At 62.2% G+C, this 17,213-nt stretch carries 13 protein-coding genes; 8 read left to right on the top strand and 5 right to left on the bottom strand.

The features are described from left to right. Positions 1 to 351 precede the first annotated feature (351 nt). The 6 genes from ASC85_RS03145 (at position 352) to ASC85_RS03170 (ending at position 7,573) form a co-directional block, all read left to right on the top strand. Positions 352 to 960 carry a YqiA/YcfP family alpha/beta fold hydrolase gene (locus ASC85_RS03145; protein WP_057448243.1) on the top strand — a complete coding sequence of 203 codons (609 nt, stop codon included), beginning with the start codon at positions 352 to 354 and terminating at the stop codon, positions 958 to 960. Positions 961 to 1,002: 42 nt separating this feature from the next. Next, a complete protein-coding gene (parE, locus tag ASC85_RS03150; protein ID WP_057448244.1) occupies positions 1,003 to 2,907 on the top strand; it encodes a DNA topoisomerase IV subunit B in 1,905 nt (634 codons plus the stop codon). Further along, on the top strand, positions 2,907 to 3,893 hold the full coding sequence (locus ASC85_RS03155) for an esterase-like activity of phytase family protein (protein ID WP_057448245.1): 987 nt from the start codon (positions 2,907 to 2,909) through the stop codon (positions 3,891 to 3,893). The genes parE and ASC85_RS03155 overlap by 1 nt, the downstream gene beginning before the upstream one ends. After that, entirely contained in the window at positions 3,890 to 4,411 is a 522-nt protein-coding gene (locus tag ASC85_RS03160; RefSeq protein ID WP_057448246.1) for a retropepsin-like aspartic protease family protein, read from the top strand. Before ASC85_RS03155 ends, ASC85_RS03160 begins: the two co-directional genes overlap by 4 nt. Positions 4,412 to 4,421: 10 nt before the next feature. After that, positions 4,422 to 6,686, top strand: coding sequence for a DNA topoisomerase IV subunit A (gene parC / locus ASC85_RS03165; protein WP_003197182.1), 2,265 nt, complete (start codon positions 4,422 to 4,424; stop codon positions 6,684 to 6,686). Positions 6,687 to 6,865: 179 nt separating this feature from the next. Continuing rightward, entirely contained in the window at positions 6,866 to 7,573 is a 708-nt protein-coding gene (locus tag ASC85_RS03170; RefSeq protein WP_046065562.1) for a PqiC family protein, read from the top strand. A gap of 239 nt (positions 7,574 to 7,812) precedes the next feature. On the opposite strand, the gene ASC85_RS03175 is transcribed toward ASC85_RS03170, so the two are convergent. After that, positions 7,813 to 9,327: an AhpA/YtjB family protein gene (locus ASC85_RS03175; RefSeq protein ID WP_057448247.1), complete on the bottom strand. Its 1,515-nt coding sequence runs from the start codon at positions 9,325 to 9,327 to the stop codon at positions 7,813 to 7,815. A gap of 133 nt (positions 9,328 to 9,460) precedes the next feature. Between ASC85_RS03175 and serB the strand changes: the two genes are divergently transcribed. Further along, the gene (serB, locus tag ASC85_RS03180) at positions 9,461 to 10,675 is read left to right on the top strand and encodes a phosphoserine phosphatase SerB (protein ID WP_003197189.1); all 1,215 of its coding nucleotides are present in this window, start codon (positions 9,461 to 9,463) and stop codon (positions 10,673 to 10,675) included. A 161-nt stretch (positions 10,676 to 10,836) separates the two neighbouring features. Here the strand turns inward: serB and ASC85_RS03185 are convergent, their stop codons facing one another. The 4 genes from ASC85_RS03185 to ASC85_RS03200 all read right to left on the bottom strand — a co-directional run bounded on the left by ASC85_RS03185 (position 10,837) and on the right by ASC85_RS03200 (position 16,085). After that, the gene (locus tag ASC85_RS03185; RefSeq protein ID WP_057448248.1) at positions 10,837 to 12,597 is read right to left on the bottom strand and encodes a hypothetical protein; all 1,761 of its coding nucleotides are present in this window, start codon (positions 12,595 to 12,597) and stop codon (positions 10,837 to 10,839) included. 211 nt (positions 12,598 to 12,808) lie between these two features. Continuing rightward, a complete protein-coding gene (asd, locus tag ASC85_RS03190) occupies positions 12,809 to 13,669 on the bottom strand; it encodes an archaetidylserine decarboxylase (protein ID WP_057448249.1) in 861 nt (286 codons plus the stop codon). Between the two features lie 19 nt (positions 13,670 to 13,688). Then, positions 13,689 to 14,504 carry a rhodanese-like domain-containing protein gene (locus ASC85_RS03195; protein ID WP_057448250.1) on the bottom strand — a complete coding sequence of 272 codons (816 nt, stop codon included), beginning with the start codon at positions 14,502 to 14,504 and terminating at the stop codon, positions 13,689 to 13,691. A gap of 42 nt (positions 14,505 to 14,546) precedes the next feature. Further along, the gene (locus ASC85_RS03200; protein WP_057448251.1) at positions 14,547 to 16,085 is read right to left on the bottom strand and encodes an HDOD domain-containing protein; all 1,539 of its coding nucleotides are present in this window, start codon (positions 16,083 to 16,085) and stop codon (positions 14,547 to 14,549) included. 166 nt (positions 16,086 to 16,251) lie between these two features. Here ASC85_RS03200 and motA point away from each other — a divergent pair, with 166 nt between their 5' ends. Further along, positions 16,252 to 17,103, top strand: coding sequence for a flagellar motor stator protein MotA (motA, locus tag ASC85_RS03205; RefSeq protein ID WP_014336292.1), 852 nt, complete (start codon positions 16,252 to 16,254; stop codon positions 17,101 to 17,103). Positions 17,104 to 17,213: the final 110 nt, after the last annotated feature.

Here is a 17,213-nt window from a genome sequence, read left to right on the forward strand (position 1 = left end):
GGGAGCCGATAGGAACGGTGCTGCTAAACCCGGATCGGGAACAGCAGACCGAGAAAAAAGCGGCATAGCAAAACGGTTGACGCGACAACTACCTTGAAAAACGCCGTACTTTCGCTTTTCGAAAGTGACCCGCCGTCAGGGCGGAACCCTAAGCAGCCGTTACCGCAGCAATGGATATGTACCCAGCCAACAAAATCCTGGTCGGCTGTCAGACCGCCATCGCGAGCAAGCTTTGCTCCCACAGGTGCTGTGATCGACGATTCATGGGAGGCGATAACACGGTCAAATCCCCCCAACCACCGCAATCTCCCTGTAAACTCCGGCCTTTGCCCAACACCCAGGGAGTCGGCAATGTCGGGTTCGATCCTTTATATCCATGGCTTCAACAGCGCCCCGGCGTCGACCAAGGCCAGCCAGTTGACCGAGGTGATGGCACGCCTGGGCCTGAGCGACCAGTTGCAGGTGCCCGCCTTGCATCACCACCCCCGCCAGGCCATCGGTCAGTTGGAGCAGGCGATTACAGAACTGGGGCGCCCGCTGCTGGTCGGCAGCTCGCTCGGCGGCTACTATGCGACTCACTTGGCCGAGCGCCACGGCCTCAAGGCCCTGTTGATCAACCCTGCCGTCAGCCCGCATCGGATGTTTGACGGTTACCTGGGCACGCAAAAGAATTTGTACACCGACGAAACCTGGGAATTGACCCACGACCACGTCACGGCCCTGGCCGAGCTGGAAGTGCCGGCGCCCCGGGATCCACAGCGGTATCAGGTATGGTTGCAAACCGGTGACGAAACGCTGGATTATCGCCACGCCCAGCAGTATTACCGCGCCTGTGCCTTGCGCATCCAGGCCGGCGGCGACCACAGTTTCCAAGGGTTTGCCCAGCAGTTGCCGGCGCTGTTGAGTTTTGCCGGCATTGGCGCCGATTTGTACCAGGCGATCGACTTCACGTCGCTGTGAGCCCATCGCCCCTTTTTCATTGAACACTGACGACGAGACCCCATGGCCACTCCCAGCGCTAGCTCTTATAACGCAGACGCCATCGAAGTCCTCTCGGGCCTCGACCCGGTGCGCAAGCGCCCCGGCATGTACACCGACACCAGTCGGCCGAACCACCTCGCCCAGGAAGTCATCGACAACAGTGTCGACGAAGCCTTGGCCGGGCACGCCCGTTCGGTGCAGGTCATCCTGCACGCCGATCACTCGCTGGAAGTCAGCGACGATGGCCGCGGCATGCCGGTGGACATTCACCCCGAAGAGGGCGTGTCGGGCGTCGAGCTGATCCTCACCAAGCTCCACGCCGGCGGCAAGTTTTCCAACAAGAACTACCAGTTCTCCGGCGGTCTGCACGGGGTGGGTATTTCCGTGGTCAACGCTTTGTCGACCCAGGTACGGGTGCGGGTCAAGCGTGACGGCAACGAATACCAGATGACCTTCGCCGACGGCTACAAGGCCACCGAGCTGGAAGTGGTCGGCACCGTCGGCAAGCGCAACACCGGGACCAGCGTGTATTTCGCTCCGGACCCGAAGTATTTCGATTCGCCGAAGTTTTCCGTCAGCCGCCTCAAGCATGTGCTCAAGGCCAAGGCCGTGCTGTGCCCGGGGTTGCTGGTCAGTTTCGAGGACAAGGCCACTGGCGAGAAAGTCGAGTGGCATTACGAAGACGGCCTGCGCTCCTACCTGGTGGACGCGGTCAACGACTTCGAGCGTCTGCCCAACGAGCCGTTCTGCGGCAGCCTGGCCGGTAACAAGGAAGCGGTGGACTGGGCGCTGTTGTGGTTGCCCGAAGGCGGCGAAAGCGTTCAGGAAAGCTACGTCAACCTGATCCCCACGGCCCAGGGCGGCACCCACGTCAACGGCCTGCGTCAAGGCTTGCTCGATGCGATGCGCGAGTTCTGCGAGTTCCGCAACCTGCTGCCCCGTGGCGTGAAGCTGGCGCCGGAAGACGTCTGGGAACGCATCGCCTTCGTGCTGTCGATGAAGATGCAGGAACCGCAATTCTCCGGCCAGACCAAGGAGCGCCTGTCGTCCCGCGAAGCCGCGGCGTTTGTCTCCGGGGTGGTCAAGGATGCGTTCAGCCTGTGGCTCAACGCCAACCCGGAAACCGGTTTGGCCCTGGCAGAACTGGCGATCAACAACGCCGGCCGTCGTCTCAAGGCCAGCAAGAAAGTCGAGCGCAAGCGCATCACCCAAGGGCCGGCATTGCCGGGCAAGCTCGCCGATTGCGCCGGGCAGGACCCGATGCGTTCCGAGCTGTTCCTGGTGGAAGGTGACTCCGCCGGCGGCTCGGCCAAGCAGGCGCGGGACAAGGAGTTCCAAGCGATCCTGCCGCTGCGGGGCAAGATCCTCAACACCTGGGAAGTGGACGGCAGCGAAGTGCTGGCCAGCCAGGAAGTGCATAACATCGCCGTGGCCATCGGTGTCGATCCGGGCGCCGAGGACATGAGCCAACTGCGCTACGGCAAGATCTGCATCCTCGCCGACGCCGACTCCGACGGCCTGCACATCGCCACGTTGCTCTGCGCCTTGTTCGTCCAGCATTTCCGCCCGCTGGTGGATGCCGGCCACGTCTATGTGGCGATGCCGCCGCTGTATCGCATCGACCTGGGTAAGGAAATCTACTACGCCCTGGACGAAGCCGAGCGCGACGGCATTCTCGATCGCCTGGTGGCCGAGAAGAAACGCGGCAAGCCGCAGGTCACTCGATTCAAAGGCCTGGGCGAGATGAACCCGCCGCAACTGCGTGAAACCACCATGGATCCGAACACCCGCCGACTGGTGCAGTTGACCCTGGATGATTTCGAAGCGACGTCGGAAATGATGGACATGCTGCTGGCGAAGAAGCGTGCCGGCGATCGCAAGTCCTGGCTCGAATCCAAAGGGAACCTGGCCGAGGTGCTGGCCTGATGCGCAACGGTTTCGCCCTGGCGTTGTTGCTGTGGGCGGGGGTTGTGGTCGCAGGGCCTGCACCGGAACTGAAGTTGCTGTCCGAGCATGCCGTCGATGGCATGCGCGGCGGTAATCTGTCCGGTTTGGCGCTGTGCGGCAGCGAAATGTGGACGGTATCCGATCGCGACGATGACCGGATCTATCGCCTCGTGCCCTCCGAGTCTCCGCTCTGGCAGGCCGAGGTGGTTGAAATCGAGGTGCCGGATGTTCCCGACAGCGGTTTGCCCTGGGGCTTGAAGTCCCGAACCTGGGCAGCCTCGTTCCTGCGTGGTGGCGAGCTGGATTTCGAAGGCATCAGTTGCGACAGTGCTGGCAATCGCTATGTGGTCAGCGAATCCCATGCCGCCGTGTTGCAGGTGCCGCCGATGGGGCCGGCGTCGTGGTTGAAAATTGCACCAACAATGATCCGTCAGGCCCGCGCGAGCGGCATGTTGTTGCATTTCAATGCGCTATTCGAAGGCTTGGCGGTCAACCCGGCCGGTGACCAACTGTGGTTGGCGGCCGAGCGTGAGCGTCGCGGGCTTTTGTTGGTCAAGCGCCAGCAAACGGTGTGGGACTGCGATGGCAATTGCGTGCTGCTGAGCGAAGCGGGGCTGGAGATGCAGCCGGCGCAATTCCCCAAGGCCAAGGCGGTTTCGCGGGATTTTGCTGATTTGTCATTGTTCAATGGCAAGCTGTTTACCCTGGAACGCAACGCCTTTCAGATCTGCCGGCGTGACCCGCAGACCGCCCAAGTGGAGCGGTGCTGGTCGTTCGCCGCCGAGGCGCTGCAGGACAATCGCCGTTACCCGCAGGCCTATGGGTTGGCCGAAGCGCTGGTGGTGGACGCCGAGGGTGCCTGGGTTGGCCTGGACAACAACGACGGTGCCCGCGCCGACGGCGAAACGCGGCCGATCGTCTGGCGCTTTGCTGCGCCCGAGGGTGGCTGGAGCGCCGCGCCATGAGTCAGTCGCCGCCGGGCAAGCGTGCTGGCCGGGTGTTGATGATATTGGCCTGGTGCGCGGCGCTGTTTCTGGCGACGCGGTTTTTTGCTCAATGGGAGCAGCGCCAGCAAAATCCCAATACCCAGGTGTATTCGCAAAAAGGCGAAGGTTTTATCGAGGTGAAGCTGGTCGGCAATCAACAGGGGCATTTTGTCGCCAGCGGCCAGATCAACGGCCAGCCGGTGGACTTCATGCTCGACACCGGCGCCACCGACGTGGCGATTCCGGTGGAGTTGGCCGAGCGCCTCAAGCTGGAAAAAGGTTTCGGCGTGACGTTGAGTACCGCCAACGGTTTGAGCGAGGGCTATCGCACTCGCATCGACCGGCTGCAATTGGGTGACATCGTCTTGCGCGATGTCCGTGCCCTGGTGGCGCCAGGCCTGGGTGGCACGCAAGTGCTGCTGGGCATGAGCGCCCTGAACAAACTTGAATTTACCCAGCGCGACGGCACCATGCTGCTGCGCCAGACAACGAACTGATGAGGCCCGCATGAGCGACATTCTTGCAGACAGCTTAGACGGCGTAGAACGCCGATCGCTGGCTGACTTCACCGAAAATGCCTACCTCAATTACTCCATGTACGTGATCATGGACCGCGCCTTGCCGCACATCGGCGACGGTTTGAAGCCGGTTCAGCGGCGGATCATCTATGCCATGAGTGAGCTGGGGCTGGATGCGGATTCCAAGCACAAGAAATCGGCGCGTACCGTCGGTGACGTGCTCGGTAAGTTCCATCCCCACGGCGACTCGGCCTGCTATGAAGCCATGGTGCTGATGGCCCAGCCATTCAGCTATCGCTACACGCTGGTGGACGGGCAGGGTAACTGGGGTGCGCCGGACGATCCCAAGTCCTTTGCGGCCATGCGTTACACCGAGGCGCGGCTGTCGCGCTATTCCGAAGTGCTGCTCAGCGAGCTGGGCCAGGGCACCGCGGACTGGGGACCGAACTTCGACGGGACCCTCGACGAACCCCTGGTTTTGCCGGCGCGTTTGCCGAATATTCTCCTCAATGGCACCACCGGCATTGCCGTGGGCATGGCCACCGACGTGCCGCCTCACAACCTGCGGGAAGTGGCCACGGCGTGCGTGCGTCTGCTGGACGAGCCCAAGGCCACGGTGGAACAACTCTGCGAACACATCCAGGGCCCGGACTATCCGACCGAAGCGGAAATCATCACCCCGCGTGCCGACCTGCTGAAAATCTACGAGACCGGTCGCGGTTCGGTGCGCATGCGCGCCGTGTATCACGTTGAAGACGGCGACATCATTGTCACGGCGCTGCCGCATCAGGTCTCCGGGGCCAAGGTCTTGGAGCAAATTGCAGCGATGATGCAGGCAAAACCGTCGAAAGCACCGCAAGTGGCTGACTTGCGCGACGAATCCGACCACGAAAACCCGTGCCGCATCGTCATCATCCCGGTCAACAGCCGGGTCGACCACGACGCGCTGATGCAGCACCTGTTCGCCAGCACCGACCTGGAGTCCAGCTACCGGGTCAACATCAACATCATCGGCCTGGACGGCAAGCCGCAGTTGAAAAACCTGCGGGCATTGCTGGTCGAGTGGCTGGAGTTCCGGGTCAAGACCGTGCGCCGGCGCCTGCAATTCCGCCTGGACAAGGTCGAGCGTCGCCTGCACCTGTTGGACGGTTTGCTGATTGCCTACCTCAACCTCGATGAAGTGATCCACATCATCCGCACCGAGGAGCATCCCAAGGCCAGCCTGATCGCCCGTTTTGCCCTGAGTGAAATCCAGGCCGACTACATCCTCGACACCCGCCTGCGGCAGTTGGCGCGGTTGGAAGAGATGAAGCTGCGTGCCGAACAGGATGAACTCCTCAAGGAACAGGCCAAGCTGCAAGCCCTGCTGGGCAGCGAAGCCAAGCTCAAGAAACTGGTGCGCACCGAACTGCTCAAGGACGCCGAAACCTACGGCGACGACCGTCGCTCGCCAATCGTCGAGCGTGCCGAAGCCAAGGCGCTGAGCGAGCACGATCTGCTGCCGAACGAGAAAGTGACTGTCGTCCTGTCAGAAAAAGGTTGGGTGCGCTCCGCCAAAGGTCATGATATTGACGCGACGGGGCTTTCCTACAAGGCCGGTGACGGCTTCAAGGCCTTGGCGGCCGGGCGTTCCAACCAGTTTGCGGTGTTCGTCGACTCTACTGGGCGCAGCTATTCGGTGCCGGCCCACACCCTGCCGTCGGCTCGTGGCCAGGGCGAACCGCTGACCGGTCGTTTGACGCCGCCGCCGGGTGCAACTTTTGAATGTGTGCTGATGCCTGATGATGATGGACTGTACGTAATTGCATCGGACGCGGGCTACGGGTTCGTGGTCAAGGGCGAGGATCTGCAAGCCAAGAACAAGGCGGGCAAGGCCTTGTTGAGCCTGCCGAACAACGCCAAGGTGATCGCGCCGCGGCCGGTGGCCGATCGGGAGAGCAACTGGCTGGCTTCGGTCACCACCGAAGGCCGGTTGCTGGTGTTCAAGATCAGTGACCTGCCACAACTGGGTAAAGGCAAGGGCAACAAGATTATTGGTATTTCCGGCGAACGGGTTGCCAGTCGTGAGGAATATGTCACGGATATTGCAGTGTTGCCGGAAGGCGCCACGCTTGTGCTACAGGCAGGCAAGCGTACGCTTTCGTTAAAGGCGGACGATCTTGAGCATTACAAGGGTGAACGTGGTCGGCGGGGCAACAAGCTTCCAAGGGGCTTTCAGCGAGTCGATGCGCTGCTCGTCGAAAACCTCAATTAGGCGTGCTAGAGGGCTCGGTCTGCGATTAAATGCCGCAGATCGATACTTTCGCGCTGGAGTCGGCGCGCATATTCACGGATGATAGGCCCTTTCAAGCGCCGGCGTGGCCGAGCGTTCTTCATAATGACCGAGTATTTTTTCACTGTGGTAAGCCTTGTGGCTGCCACCTGGACGGAACGATGACTGCTCTGCGCCTCCCTATTTTGTGGCTCGCCGGCCTGCTTGGCCTGGCGGGCTGCAGCATGAACCAGCCGGTGTCGCTGTACCAACTGGACAGCGGAACCCCGGCCCAGCCTGCGCAAAGCACAGGCATGGCAGTATTGCTGGGGCCGGTCCTGATCGCCGACTACCTGCAACGCGAAACCCTATTGCAACGCCAACCGGACGGCAGCCTGCAGGCCGCCACTGACGGTCGTTGGGCTGGCAGCCTGTCTTCCGACATCGATCAGTTGCTGCTGCGCCAGGTCGCCGGGCATCTGGACAGCCAGCGTGTCGTGCTGGCACCCGCGACCCAAGGCTTCACCCCGGATGTACAGGTGCTGCTGTCGATTACCCGCCTGGACTCGGGTAAAGCCCAGCCGGCTGTGCTCGATGCCCAATGGCGATTGATCGACCGTCGTGGCAAGGTGCGTGAGAACCGCATCGTTCATCTGCAAGAGCAACATGCCGGCACCACGGCGGCACAGGTCCAGGCCCAGGGCGTGCTCCTGCAACGCCTGGCCGAACAGTTGTCCGTGTCGCTCAAGCCTTTGGCCAACCAGCCTCCTGTTGCGGCTGAAGTCCCGCGCAAGGCTGCTCCTGCCCCGGCCAAGCCGGTAGAAAAGGAAAAGGACAAGATTCCCATGGCCTTGCCAATTCGCACGGACATGGAAGTGTTCAGGTTCTGACGCCAGGACTGGATGCAAAACAAAGCCCGCGTTGATGCGGGCTTTGTTGTTTCTATCAGTTGGATTTCCGGTGTCTGTCCTGGCCCTATCGCGAGCAGGCTCGCTCCCACAGAGGGTCTGTGGTCGTACAGAGAACTTTCTGTGGGAGCGAGCCTGCTCGCGAAGAGGCCAGCGAAGGCAACAAAAAAGCCCGCAGACAATCACTCATCTGCGGGCTTCGTCATTTCAAGTACTGAGACTCAGGCCTGGCGCTCATGCATCCGTGCCAGTTGCCGTTCCAGCATCGATGGATAAGGTTCCATCAAGCGTTCCACGCAGCACGCGCCTTCGGGGCTGGCGATGGGGCGGATACGGGCGCGCTGGCGGATCAGGGCGTCGTCGTTGATCTTGCGTTCCACCAACAGCAGGTTGCGGCTGTGTTGCGACAGCGCCAGGGCGTCCTGGGCGGTTTCGGTCAGCAGCAGGTCGATCTGGCTCAGGCCGAACAAGCCATCGCCCAGGGTCAGGCCCAATTGCAGTTGCAGGGTGATACCGCTGTCGGCGACTTCGATCTGCAACTGATGACCCAGTGCGCGCAGCAACTCACCGCAGCAAATGGCGTTGGTCAGGTAGTCGTCACCGCTGTCTTCGGTGTGGAACAGCATCAGCGTGCTGCCATCGTTCAGGGTGTGCAGTTCGCCCTGATAGAGCGATGCGGCCTGGTCGAGGCAGTCGCGGTAGCGCTCGAGCAATTCCTTCAGGCGCGCCTGGGGCAGGCGGCGCAGTTGGTCCTGGGCGCCCAGTTGCACGGCCAGTACGGCACTGTGCTGGGGCAGGTTCGAGGCGACTGGCCTGGTGACCGGCTGAGGTGTTCCATCGACCGATTCGTCCCGCAGGTCGGCGAACGCGTCGTCGTCTTCCTCGTCCTCTACCGTGCGTACCACGTGACGTGGAGCCGCTTTGGAAGCAGGCATTGGCTGGCTTTCATCGAAGCCCGGGTCGCGCAGGTTACGCACTTCGAAGCCCGGCTCGGCATCGTCGTCCACGTAGTCGATGTCTTCAGGTTCCGGCACGGGCTCAGGCTCCGGCGCGAAGCTGGCGTGCAGTTGCCGGGCCAGGTCGCCGATTTCGTCCTGGCGCTGGGTGGCCGGTGTATGTTCGTCGATGTCCCGCAGCCAGACGCGCAATTGCAACAGCGGCGTGGAGATGTGCCGTCCCAGGCGCAGGCTCAAGGCCAGTGCCAGTGCCAGCAGGATCGCGCTGAGGATACCCATGCTTTGCAGGCTGATGGTCATCGGTTGCTGGAACTGGTCCATGTCCAGGCTGATGCGCAGCTGTCCGGCGGTCACGTCCTGGAAGGTGATCTTGCTCTGGTACATGCCGCCGGACTCGCCCAGCAGGCCTGGCTTGGGACGCTGGCCGGCCTCGGCGAGGATGCGGTTGTCCACGCTGTAGATGGCGGCGTGGGCCACCAGCTTGTTCTTGGTCAGGTTGTTGAGCAGCACGTTGAGGCTGAGGATGTCATTGGACACCAGCAGCTCGGTGGCGGACGTGGCGGTCTGGGTGGTCAGGCTTTCACCCAGGGCATCGGCCTGCTCGTGCATCGCCTGCTTGAACTGCAAACCCATCACGCAGGCATAGATGACCAGGGCCAAGGCGACCAGAATCACGTTATGGCTGGCAATGCGCAATGCAATCGGCACACGACGGTGACGCAGTGCACGGAAGATCAGCAGGAAGAAGTTGTCGGTTTTGACTGGCGTGGGCCGGTTCACTGAGCTCGGCTCTTTGTCCGTGAAATTGACGCGCAGTATAGCGACAGCCCCATGACCGGCAAAGCACTGGCGGTGCCCGATGGTCACTGAATGTGGGTAGAATGCGGTTTTTTTCCACCTGCGGGGGTGCGCCTTGCGCGAAATCGTCCTGATAAACATCACTGGCAGCGACCGTCCGGGTCTGACTGCGGCCATTACCGGCGTTCTGGCCCAGGGTGGTGTGAACATTCTCGACATCGGTCAGGCGGTGATCCACGACACGCTGTCGTTCGGCATCCTGGTTGAAATCCCGGACGCCGAACAAGGCAAGTCGGTGCTCAAGGACATCCTGTTCACCGCCTACAAGCTCGACCAACAGGTGCGCTTCACTCCGGTGTCCGAGGACGATTACCGGCATTGGGTGGCCGGCCAGGGCAAGAAACGCCACATCGTTACCCTGTTGACCCGCAAGGTAACCGCCGAGCAGTTGCAGCGTGTCAGTTCGATCACCGCCAAATATGACCTGAACATCGACCACATCGACCGATTGTCCGGGCGCATGCCGCTGGACACCCCGGACGACAAGGGCAAGGGCTGCATCGAGTTTTCGGTGCGCGGCGAGCCGGCCGATCCCCAGGCGTTGCGTGCCGAGTTCCTCAGCGTGGCCCAGGAACTGAACGTCGACATCGCCTTCCAGGAAGATTCGCTGTTCCGCCGTAACCGCCGCCTGGCGGTGTTCGACATGGACTCGACGCTGATCGAAGCCGAAGTCATCGACGAACTGGCCAAGGCGGCCGGCGTGGGCGACAAGGTCTCGGCCATCACCGAGCGAGCCATGGCTGGCGAATTGGATTTTCGCGCCAGCTTCAAGGAGCGCCTGGCGCTGCTCAAGGGGCTGGACGTCAGCGTGCTGGATTCCATTGGCGCTTCCCTGCGCCTGACCGAAGGCGCCGAGACGCTGTTCGCCGAACTCAAGCGCCTGGGCTACAAGACCGCCATCCTGTCCGGCGGCTTCACCTACTTCGCCAAGCAGTTGCAGGCCAAACTCGGCATCGACTATGTGTTCGCCAACGAGCTGGAAGTGGTGGATGGCAAGGTGACTGGCGTGGCCGTCGAGCCGATCGTCGATGCCCAGCGCAAGGCGGACCTGCTGCGTGAACTGGCTGAAAAAGAAGGCCTGCGCCTTGAGCAGACCATCGCCGTGGGCGACGGCGCCAACGACTTGCCGATGCTGGCGATAGCGGGCCTGGGCGTGGCGTTCCGCGCCAAGCCGCTGGTCAAGCAGTCGGCCAGGCAGGCGATTTCAACCTTGGGGCTCGATGGGGTGTTGTACCTGTTGGGCTTCAGGGATCGTGACGGGCAGCTCTGAGTCTGGCGCAATCTTTGTGGCGAAGAGATCTAGCTGTGGGAGCAAGGCTTGCCCGCGATAAACGATAACGCGGTCTATAAAAGAACCGCGGTGCCAGCATCGCGAGCAAGCTTTGCTCCCACAGAGAATTCTCTCTTCACAAAGGGTTACGCGTTGGCTGCCTACAGCGATTTCCACAACGAGTCAAAATTCCCCTCTTGGTCGTCGCCATCCCCAGTCTCGGCTGAGTCTTCCGGGTGATAAGCAAACTGATTGAAACTGTGAGTGCTGGTGACCCGGCGGTCCAGGCCGGCGCGGCGTTCCTGGCCGTTGGTGTTGATCAACACCCGCTGGCCCTCCTGGAACGGCAGGCGCGGGGCGATCATGGTGGGGGGGAGGTCAATGGCGCTGATCTCGGGAAGTAACAGCCCGCGCAGGTAGTGACCGTGCTCATTTTCTTCCCGGACCAGCTGCAGCCCGCAAGGCTGGGCATGCGGTGCGACCAGCTCGATGCCCATTTGCATGGCGCCGTTGCGCACCTGCCGGATCCAGCGCACCACGGCAACGCTCCAGGCTTGGTCGCTGGTGTCCCGAATGCCGATCATTTCCCCGGCTTGCAATTGTTCCGGCACTTCCTTGGGCCAGCCGAGGCAGTAGCCGCCGGGGCTGTGGTTGATGATTGGCAGGTCGTAGGTGGGGAAGTGATGCTGGTTGTCGGAGCTGGTGCCATCGTCATCGGCCGGGTTGACCGGGTACTCGATTTCTTCATAGGGCAGCAGGTCGCTGTCGCCAGCGGGGGCGGCGTCGAAGGCCTGGCCCCAGGTGTCGTTTGTCTTGCTTGGCGAGGCTTCGAAGCGGGCCTTGCGGGTGCCGGGGCTTTTCAGTATTTCGTTGAAAGAGCGCTCGCCGCCGAGGTAGTAGTGCAGCGCGCTCATGCCCACGCACAGGGTCAGCGTGCCGTTGCCCTCGGTGCGCTGGAAGCTGCGTTCGGCCGCTTCGCCCCAGGCGGCTTGCAGGTGATGCAACGTATCGATGCTCATGCCGCCCGGTACCGGCAGGCTGTGCTCGGCAGGTTGTTCCAGGTGTGTGGCGATTGCGCGCACCAGGGGCTGTGGATCGAAGCCCTGTAAGGTTGGCTGCTGTTCGGCGCGGAACTTGGAGCGGTAGCGTGGCCCGACATCCAGCTGCGGAGCGACCGCGAACAGGCTGGCAGCGCTGGAGGTGGGATCGAGCTTGACCCACTGGCTCCAGGATTCGAGCGCCTGGGTCAGCCACCCTATTTGGCTCTGGCGCAGCTGATTGCTGCGTGACGCTCCCAGCAACAGGGCGACGACGTAGGTCTGTTCGGGGTTCAATTGATGAACCTGGCTGGCCAGTTCGTCACTCACGCTCTGGTGTTGCAACTGGTGCAGGCAGGCGATCCGGTACAACTGATGCAAATCGAGCCATAGCCCTTCAGGCACTGGGCTATACAACTGGCAGGCACGCAGCAGCGGGCCATTGAGGGCATGCATCGCCCGTTGTAGCGCGGTGCTCAGCAGGCGGGCACGGTCCTTGGTGTATTTCGACGCGATACGCGCCACGATCTGTTTGTAGCCCGTCGCCAGCTGGGTTTGCAGCGCCTGGCACAGGTTGACGATCTTGCGCGAGCGTTCATCCAGCACGATGGCCTGTTGCAGGAAGTGCCGCTCCAGGTGCTTGCAGACGTAATACACCTCGGGCCGCAGCAGCTCGAGCAGTTGCAGGCGATTGTCGCTGGGGGTGAGCAGTTGGTTGAGTTCGCCAAGGGCTTGGTACAAAAGGCGGGCTGTTTCGCCGATGTTGGCCTTGGGCAGGTTGGCGATCCAGCGCTTGAGGTCCCGTGGCGTAGCATCGCAGAACGACAGGCGTGATTGTGTCGGGGTCAGGACGCGCAATAGCTGGAGAGGGCTGGTCTCATTCATGCCGTGTACGGGCTCCGGCGGGAAATAAACGTGTTGTTTCCAACTCTAGCAGCTGACAGGCCGGCGTGTTGGCCTGAGTGTGCTGTGGGAGCAAAGCTTGCTCGCGATGCAGGCGCCGCGGTTTCTTTTGGACCGCGTCATCGTTCATCGCGGGCAAGCCTTGCTCCCACAACCCTGCTCCCGCAGGCCTGCTTCAAAGGACGGGCGTGAATCAGGCTTTCGGCAGCGCCAGGCCCTGGCCCATCTGCACTGGCGAACCGGCTACCAGGCCCTCGGCCCATTTCACCTGGTCTGGCCCAAACAGCACGATGGCGGTCGAACCCAGCTTGAAACGCCCCAGTTCGGCGCCTTTTTCCAGATGAATCGGCGCGCGGGCGGCTTCGTCATAACGGAAGGTTTTCAGCTGGCGCTTGGGTGGTGTCACCAGCCCGGCCCAGACGGTTTCGATGGACGCCACGATCATCGCGCCCACCAGCACCACGGCCATCGGCCCGCGTTCGGTGTCGAAAATGCACGCCACGCGCTCGTTGCGGGCGAACAGCTCCGGAACGTTTTCGGCGGTGGTCTGGTTGACCGAGAAAATCCGCCCGGGGATGTAGACCATCTCCCGCAGGGTGCCGGCCAGCGGCATGTGCACGCGGTGGTAGTCCTTGGGGGAGAGGTAGATGGTGGCGAAATCGCCGCCCATGAACGGCGCCGCGTTGGCCGCGTCACCGCCCAGCAGTTCCAGCACGCTGAAGCTGTGGCCCTTGGCCTGGAATACCCGGCCGTGCTCGATCGGGCCGAGCTGGCTGACGGCGCCGTCGGCGGGGCTGAGGATCGCGCCCGGGGCGTCGTCCAGCGGGCGTGCGCCGTCTTTCAGGGCACGGGTGAAGAAGGCGTTGAAGTGCTCGTAGGCAGTCAGGTCTTCTACCAGGGCCTGGGACATGTCCACTTGGTAGCGCTTGGCAAACCATGCAGTGAAGGCGTTCTTGAACCAGCGCACGCGGCATTCGGCAATGCAGCCGGCCAACCGCGAGAGCAGGTGGTGGGGCAGCAGGTATTGAGTGAGGATGAACAAACGGTTTTTCATTAACTGTCCTTAAGAACCTTCAAAGCTCGATGGGGGTGTCGGGGTGATTGCCCCATTCGCCCCAGGAACCGGCATAGCCTTTGACCCGTGGATAACCGAGCGCCTTGGCCACCAGGTAGGTGAAGCCGGAGCGGTGGTGAGTCTGGCAGTGGGTGATGATTTCTTTGTCAGGCGTGATGCCCAATCGTTCGAGGATTTGCGGCATGTCCTTGCGGATGCGCAGGTTGCGCGCCTGGTCCATGCCGGCAGTCCATTCGAAATTGACCGCGCCGGGAATGTGCCCACCTCGGGCTGCGACGACTTTCTCGCCGGAATATTCCAGCGGGCCGCGAGCGTCCCAGATCGCCAGGTCGGCTGCGCCGAGGCGGCTTTGCAGGTACTCGCGGGTGGCGGTGGGGGCTTCGTGCAGCGTCAGGCTGACCGGGCCTGCGACGGGTGCAGGCACTTCGATGGACACCGGCAGGCCTTCGTCCAGCCACGACAGCAAGCCGCCGTCGAGGTAGTGGTAGTTCGAGTGGCCGATCACGTCCAGCAGCCAGATAAACCGCCCGGCCCAGCCGCCGCCTTCATCGTCATAGACCACGTAGACCGTATCCGGGTTGTGCCCGAGCTCGCCGAACAGGGCTTCGAGGTCGGCTTTGGCCGGCAGCAGGCCCGGCGCCGGCGGTTGACCGAGCTGGGTACGCTTGGGGTCGACGAAGCGTGCGCCAGGGATATGGCCGGTGCTGTAGCGGGCGGCGCTGGTCAGGTCCACCAGAATCAGTTCGCGGGCGTCGAGGCGCGGCAGCAGCTCGCTCGGCTCGATCACCAGCGGCAAGCCAGAGAAGTCAGGCATGTGAGGTCTCCAGGGGCGCAAAGGGAAAAGATTGTAGCAAGTTCAGCGGCCGCGGTTGGTAAAGGTATGCAGGGCCCGTTCGATGCATTGCACGGTTTTGCCGAAGGCTTGCACGGTCACGTCCGAGAACGGCCCGCCGCCCTGGTCCACCACCACCAGCATGATCACCCGGCCATTGCAGGTCAGCGAGCGCAGCAGCAGGTGCTCCCCGCGGAACAGGTTGCGCAGGCCCGGTGGCAGCAGCGCCGAAAACTGCGCGTTGTTGTCCGGGTTCAGGCGAACCTGGGCCTGCTGGGCCAGCAACCGTTGCACTATTTTGCTCTGGCTGATGGTAAAACTCATGGCCGCGGCTTCCTTGGGCAGGCCGGCGGTCTGGTGTACACGCACGCTGGTCTGGTTGCGGTCGGCCATCAGGATCATCACCCGGCGCATGCCGCAGGCCACCAACACGTCCCGTGCCGAGGTGGTCAGGTGCATGGCATTGCTGAAGGGGCTCGGTTCCACCAGCAGTGCGGAACATTGCTTGCGCCACTGGCTCAGGTCCTCGGCGCTGGGTGGGGGAGGCGGTAGCAAGCCGGGGTGGATGCGACGGCTGCCCCAGGGCCAGAGCAACGCCACGGCCGGATGCCAGAGGTCCGGCATGGCGTCATGACGGGCGCTGGTGACGGCTTGTTGGTGCAGCTGTTGCTGAACCTCATCCATCGGCATCTGCAGGTACAAACTGGTGAGGTATTGCCAGCGGGCACTGTGGGGGCCGTCCCAGGCCTGTTGCGCTGAGAGTGCCAGGCCGTTGGCCAGCAACACGGTATTGGCCGGTTGATTGAGCCAGCGCCGCAGGGTTGGATCGTCGTCCAGGCGATTCTGCTGGCGCAGCGGGTGCTCGCTGTCCCGGGCGATGCGCAGGACCTGCACCAGCTCGCGGCGTTCATTGAGCAGCAGGCGATAACCTTGCATCACCCAGATCGGCAGGCGCCAGGTCTCCACCAGCGCCAGGCATATTTTCAGCAGGCTGACGCCGAACAATTCGCGCTCTACCTTGCGTGCGGGCTCGCGTTTGTGGACGACCCGCAATTCCCACTCCCCCAGTAACCGCGGGTGAGTCAGGGCCAGTGGCCAGAGCGGCGAGAGAAACAACAGGCTGCCCCAGTGAATGTCCTGCCACAGCCGCGCCAGGCGGCTGGCAAAAAAGCCATTGGCCTGTTGCGTGGCGTGTTGGCTGATCAATTGCAGCTGGCGCAAGGCGATGGGGATTTCGTGCCCCGGCAACGACGGCAGGCGAGCGAGCAGTTCCTCGGTACGCTTGAGACCGAGGCGGTTGATGGCCACTTCGAGATTTTCCGCAGGTTCGGCGAGGCTGCCATGGGTGTGATGGTTGGCCTCGCGGATGACGCTCAGGGCCAGGGCGGGGCTGTCCTGCATCAATTCGGCGATGTCACGCAACGAGCGGCGGCTGTCGGCAATGGCCTTGCAGACCAGGTCATGGCTGGCCTGAGGCACCGGCAGGTGCACGCCATCGAGCAGCTTCACCCAGCCTTCGAGGGTGGTCGGTCGTGGCGTTGGAACCTTCGTTTCGTTAGTCATGGTTGGACGTGATCATCGTATGAATTCTCTACGCCCGGAACGGGGCAAATTGGCTTTTCGCCAGAACAGCCTATAGTCTGGCGCAGTTTTGCCGATAAGGAGAAGAAGAGATTTTTAAGCTTCCGAATATGACCTTGAACCCGACTTAAGTAAGTACTTTCTATCTATGGCTAAAATTATCGGCATCATCGTCGTGTTCGCGAGCGTGCTCGGCGGATACGTACTCTCCCATGGCAAGATTGCCGCGCTGATCCAGCCCTTCGAGGTGTTGATCATCGGCGGCGCGGCCCTCGGTGCATTCCTGCAGGCCAACCCCGGCTATATGACAATGCATGTGCTCAAGAAGTCCTTGAGCATGTTCGGCTCGCGCTTCAGCCACACCTTCTACCTGGAGGTGCTGGGACTGATCTATGAGATCCTCAACAAGAGCCGCCGCGAAGGCATGATGGCGATTGAGGGCGATATCGAAGACGCCGCCGCCAGCCCGATTTTTGCCAAGTACCCTTCGGTGCTGAAGGACGCCCGCATGACGGCGTTCATCTGTGATTATCTGCGCATCATGTCGTCTGGCAACATGGCCCCCCATGAGCTCGAAGGCCTGTTCGACATGGAGCTGTACAGCCTCAAGGAAGACCTGGAGCACCCGTCCCACGCGGTCAACGGCATTGCCGACGGCATGCCTGGTTTCGGTATCGTCGCGGCGGTATTGGGCATCGTGGTGACCATGGCGTCCCTGGGCGATGGCGACCAGAAATCCATCGGCCTGCACGTCGGTGCGGCACTGGTAGGTACCTTCTTCGGTATTTTGGCCGCGTACGGTTTCTTCGGCCCCTTGGCCCACTCCCTGGCCCACGACGCCAAGGAAGAACTCAACGTGTACGAAGCCATCAAGGCGTCCCTGGTGGCTTCGGCCTCGGGCATGCCGCCATCGCTGGCGGTGGAGTTCGGTCGCAAGGTCCTGTACCCGGCGCACCGTCCAAGCTTCGCCGAGCTGGAACAAGCGGTTCGCGGTCGCTAGTGCTTTGCTTTGCAAATACGTTCCTTTTTTGGCGAGTGACTGTTGCTGCCAGACAAGGCGCCGCGACGAGTCATAGCCCGCTATGGCGAGGAGCGGCAAAGCAGTATGGC

The organism is Pseudomonas sp. Root401 (assembly GCF_001425105.1).
Classification (GTDB): Bacteria; Pseudomonadota; Gammaproteobacteria; order Pseudomonadales; family Pseudomonadaceae; genus Aquipseudomonas; species Aquipseudomonas brassicacearum.

Coding starts and splice junctions, on each gene's coding strand:
- ASC85_RS03145 (WP_057448243.1), top strand. CDS start 352: ATGTCGGGTTCGATCCTTTATATCCATGGCTTCAACAGCGCCCCGGCG.
- parE (WP_057448244.1), top strand. CDS start 1,003: ATGGCCACTCCCAGCGCTAGCTCTTATAACGCAGACGCCATCGAAGTC.
- ASC85_RS03155 (WP_057448245.1), top strand. CDS start 2,907: ATGCGCAACGGTTTCGCCCTGGCGTTGTTGCTGTGGGCGGGGGTTGTG.
- ASC85_RS03160 (WP_057448246.1), top strand. CDS start 3,890: ATGAGTCAGTCGCCGCCGGGCAAGCGTGCTGGCCGGGTGTTGATGATA.
- parC (WP_003197182.1), top strand. CDS start 4,422: ATGAGCGACATTCTTGCAGACAGCTTAGACGGCGTAGAACGCCGATCG.
- ASC85_RS03170 (WP_046065562.1), top strand. CDS start 6,866: ATGACTGCTCTGCGCCTCCCTATTTTGTGGCTCGCCGGCCTGCTTGGC.
- ASC85_RS03185 (WP_057448248.1), bottom strand. CDS start 12,597: ATGAATGAGACCAGCCCTCTCCAGCTATTGCGCGTCCTGACCCCGACA.
- asd (WP_057448249.1), bottom strand. CDS start 13,669: ATGAAAAACCGTTTGTTCATCCTCACTCAATACCTGCTGCCCCACCAC.
- ASC85_RS03195 (WP_057448250.1), bottom strand. CDS start 14,504: ATGCCTGACTTCTCTGGCTTGCCGCTGGTGATCGAGCCGAGCGAGCTG.
- ASC85_RS03200 (WP_057448251.1), bottom strand. CDS start 16,085: ATGACTAACGAAACGAAGGTTCCAACGCCACGACCGACCACCCTCGAA.
- motA (WP_014336292.1), top strand. CDS start 16,252: ATGGCTAAAATTATCGGCATCATCGTCGTGTTCGCGAGCGTGCTCGGC.